Raw genomic sequence first — 2,619 nt, 5'->3', positions numbered from 1 at the left:
TTTACCATGCGGCGGTCAAGCATACCGAGCTGGGACCGGAGGGCGTTTACCGCTATTATTCCACCCAGCGGCCCGTGGACATAGGCACCTACCCGAAGCCGCCGGATAACCAGCCTCTTTCCATCGTCAACTACGATGACGACAGGCGGCGTCCTGTGGCAGACGGCAGGCTGATGGCATGGGGCGAACTGACCTACGCAAAGCCGCTGACCGAAGAGCAGATGGAGGATTATGAACTGAAACCAGCACCGGGCAATCCTGACCGGGTGCGCCCATCCATTACCGCCCGGCTCAAAGAAGGAACCAGAGGGCAGGAACCCCCGAAGGAGCCCGGCCAGAAGCGGAGCCATAAAAACCATGAGGAACGATAAAGGAGGATCGCCATGCACGAAAAAGACAACTATCTGAAAACCGCCGAACTCTCCACGGAGCAGAACTGCAACATGATCGACGGCGTACCCAACAACACGCCTATCCCACCCACGCCCCCGGAGTTGGACGCAAAACCGCTTGATAAGGTAAAGGAGCCCAAAGAGCGCCGGAAAGGCCGGGAGTTGGAACGCTGATGGAGAACCGCAAGCGGAATGTCCATCTGCACGTTATGGTAACGCCGGACGAGCTGGCAGCCATCCATGAACGGATGGCTGAGGCGGGCATTTCCAACGCCGGGGCTTATGTGCGGAAAATGGCTCTGAATGGATATATCCTGCACATCGACCTTGCACCTGTAAAAGAGTTGATCTCTCTGCAACGGCGCTGTTCTAACAATCTCAATCAGGTTGCCATACACGCACATACCTATGGCGTGTACCCGGAGGAAATCGACGGATTGAAGCGGGACTATGAAAAGCTGTGGGGCGAGGTGTCAAAGGTGCTGCGGGAGCTTTCCGAGCTGGTGGCAAAGTAAGACGAGGGCGGCAGGTTCCGATGTTGGGACCTGCCGCCTTGTTCTTTTTACCATCTATATCTATGTTTCCGAAAATGTAATTCCCGAAGTCCAGCCTCTTTACAAATAGACGATAGAATTTTTAGTATTTCTTCTCGTGTAGAATTAAGCCATTCAGCAAGCTCACGATCATAGAAACAATAAGCGACATCTTCGCCTGTGCCATATGTCGAATAGGCTTTTTCCTTTTTGGCTATTTTCAATCGTCTGCGAATTGCTGTTAGCATATCAGTGATAGTATAGAGTTTTTCTCTCCATAAAGAGTTTTGGACAGAAGATTTTCCATCAGCCTGTTTTAATATGGAGCCATCACGAGTTCTTAGTACCCCTGTATTCAAGGCAATTAGCGTATCTTCAATCGCTTTATCAAAATCCTCCATTCGACCTTCTTGATAAATGTCATCTTGAAAGGCTGGACGATCAAAGCACTCCAAATAAAATTGGACAAGCTCTTTATCTTTTTCAAAGGCAGGTGTGGAAGAAGTAGTTTCGACTTCCAAAATTGCTGTCTGTTCTGCAAGCTGCTTCCAACTTTGTAGCAGTTCTTTAGGATAACGAGTAATATCCGTATCAATCAATTTAGAACAAGACTGGCATAACCAAATTCCATTTTCAAACGACTTTCTTTCTTCGGGTGTCATAGAAGCGTCATAGCGTGGACCGCCTTGAGCCGCTGCACAGATATGAGCTGCTACCCCTATATTTGTAATTTTTTCAGGATTGGTATTTGCCCCACAAGTCAACTTTCGGCAAGCAGGATTACTACATCTTCTACCAACCCGATTTGCCAGTAATTCCTTTGTTGCTGAAGTAAAGTCGTCTCTGCTGTTCCCCATGTTCATCACCTCGTCTAACCAAAATATTGATTTCATTATATCATAACTTTTTAGATAAAACCATCAAGCTTCGGGCCAGCATGACCCGAAGTTTTAGGACAGGATTTACTAATCTTTCGCAACATTTATGTCCCCGGGCAGGCATGATAAAATAGAGGTAGGAAGGATAGATAAAGGAGGTTTTGAAGATGAAGATACTGCTGAAAATATTGGTTGCTCCCTTTGCTTTAGCGTTGTCCCTTCTGGCGGCTCTGCTGGTGTTCCTATTTGATATTTGTGCCGTCCTGCTGACGATTGCCTCTGTGATCCTGACGGTGCTGGGTGTCGCTCTCTTTTTCACGCCGACGCCCATAGGCGGGATTGTATTTCTGTTTCTTGCCTTCCTTCTTTCGCCGTATGGACTGCAAGCGGCGGCGGGCTCCCTTCTTTGGGCGCTGGACGGAGGCAAATCCGCTCTGTACCGGTTTCTGGCAAGTTAAGCAGCCTCGGGCCATACTGGCCCGAAGTCGGGGCGGTCTGAATGGGCCGCCCCTTTCTCATGGAAAGGAGGAATGATTTTTGGCTACCACAACTTTGTTACAGCGCCATGCGGGCGAAGGCGAAACGATTGCTGAGGCTATCCGGGATTGTCTGGACTATGGCAAGGACCCGGAGAAAACAGAAAGCGGAAAGTATATCTCCGCTTATGAATGTGATCCGGCCACCGTGGCGGACGAGTTCCTTTTGGCAAAGGCCAGCTATGCCGCTATGACGGGCCGGGAACAGAAGAAAGAAAATAATGTGCTGTGCTATCAGATACGACAATCCTTCTATCCGGGCGAGATCACCCCGAAGGAG

General features: G+C 49.4%; 4 protein-coding genes and 2 pseudogenes. 5 read left to right on the top strand and 1 reads right to left on the bottom strand.

Features of this window, described 5'->3' with window-relative positions; all coding sequences use genetic code 11:
• The 3 genes and pseudogenes from DWZ38_RS21530 to mobC all read left to right on the top strand — a co-directional run.
• Positions 1-371, top strand: a pseudogene (locus tag DWZ38_RS21530) (hypothetical protein); the annotation flags it as partial.
• Positions 372-383: 12 nt separating this feature from the next.
• A complete protein-coding gene (locus DWZ38_RS21525) occupies positions 384-566 on the top strand; it encodes a DUF4316 domain-containing protein (RefSeq protein WP_003500078.1) in 183 nt (60 codons plus the stop codon).
• Complete coding sequence (mobC, locus tag DWZ38_RS21520; protein WP_012741672.1) at positions 566-907, top strand: plasmid mobilization relaxosome protein MobC; 342 nt, start codon at positions 566-568, stop codon at positions 905-907. Before DWZ38_RS21525 ends, mobC begins: the two co-directional genes overlap by 1 nt.
• Positions 908-954: 47 nt before the next feature.
• Here mobC and DWZ38_RS21515 read toward each other — a convergent pair whose 3' ends face one another.
• Positions 955-1,818 carry a hypothetical protein gene (locus tag DWZ38_RS21515; RefSeq protein WP_210410585.1) on the bottom strand — a complete coding sequence of 288 codons (864 nt, stop codon included), beginning with the start codon at positions 1,816-1,818 and terminating at the stop codon, positions 955-957.
• Between the two features lie 152 nt (positions 1,819-1,970).
• Between DWZ38_RS21515 and DWZ38_RS21510 the strand changes: the two genes are divergently transcribed.
• Together DWZ38_RS21510 and DWZ38_RS23030 are read left to right on the top strand one after the other, a co-directional pair.
• Complete coding sequence (locus DWZ38_RS21510) at positions 1,971-2,261, top strand: CD1845 family protein (RefSeq protein ID WP_005927606.1); 291 nt, start codon at positions 1,971-1,973, stop codon at positions 2,259-2,261.
• Positions 2,262-2,340: 79 nt separating this feature from the next.
• Positions 2,341-2,619 (top strand): annotated as a pseudogene (locus DWZ38_RS23030) (relaxase/mobilization nuclease domain-containing protein); the annotation flags it as partial.

Origin of the sequence: Ruminococcus sp. AF31-8BH (genome assembly GCF_003460605.1) — a bacterium.
Classification (GTDB): Bacteria; Bacillota; Clostridia; order Lachnospirales; family Lachnospiraceae; genus Blautia_A; species Blautia_A acetigignens.
The sequence above is the reverse complement of the archived record's forward strand: the minus strand, read 5'-3'. Positions and strand labels throughout refer to the sequence as shown.

What these genes read in the sequence shown, in the direction of transcription:
- DWZ38_RS21525 (WP_003500078.1), top strand. Translation starts at nt 384, where the DNA reads ATGCACGAAAAAGACAACTATCTGAAAACCGCCGAACTCTCCACGGAG.
- mobC (WP_012741672.1), top strand. Translation starts at nt 566, where the DNA reads ATGGAGAACCGCAAGCGGAATGTCCATCTGCACGTTATGGTAACGCCG.
- DWZ38_RS21515 (WP_210410585.1), bottom strand. Translation starts at nt 1,818, where the DNA reads ATGAAATCAATATTTTGGTTAGACGAGGTGATGAACATGGGGAACAGC.
- DWZ38_RS21510 (WP_005927606.1), top strand. Translation starts at nt 1,971, where the DNA reads ATGAAGATACTGCTGAAAATATTGGTTGCTCCCTTTGCTTTAGCGTTG.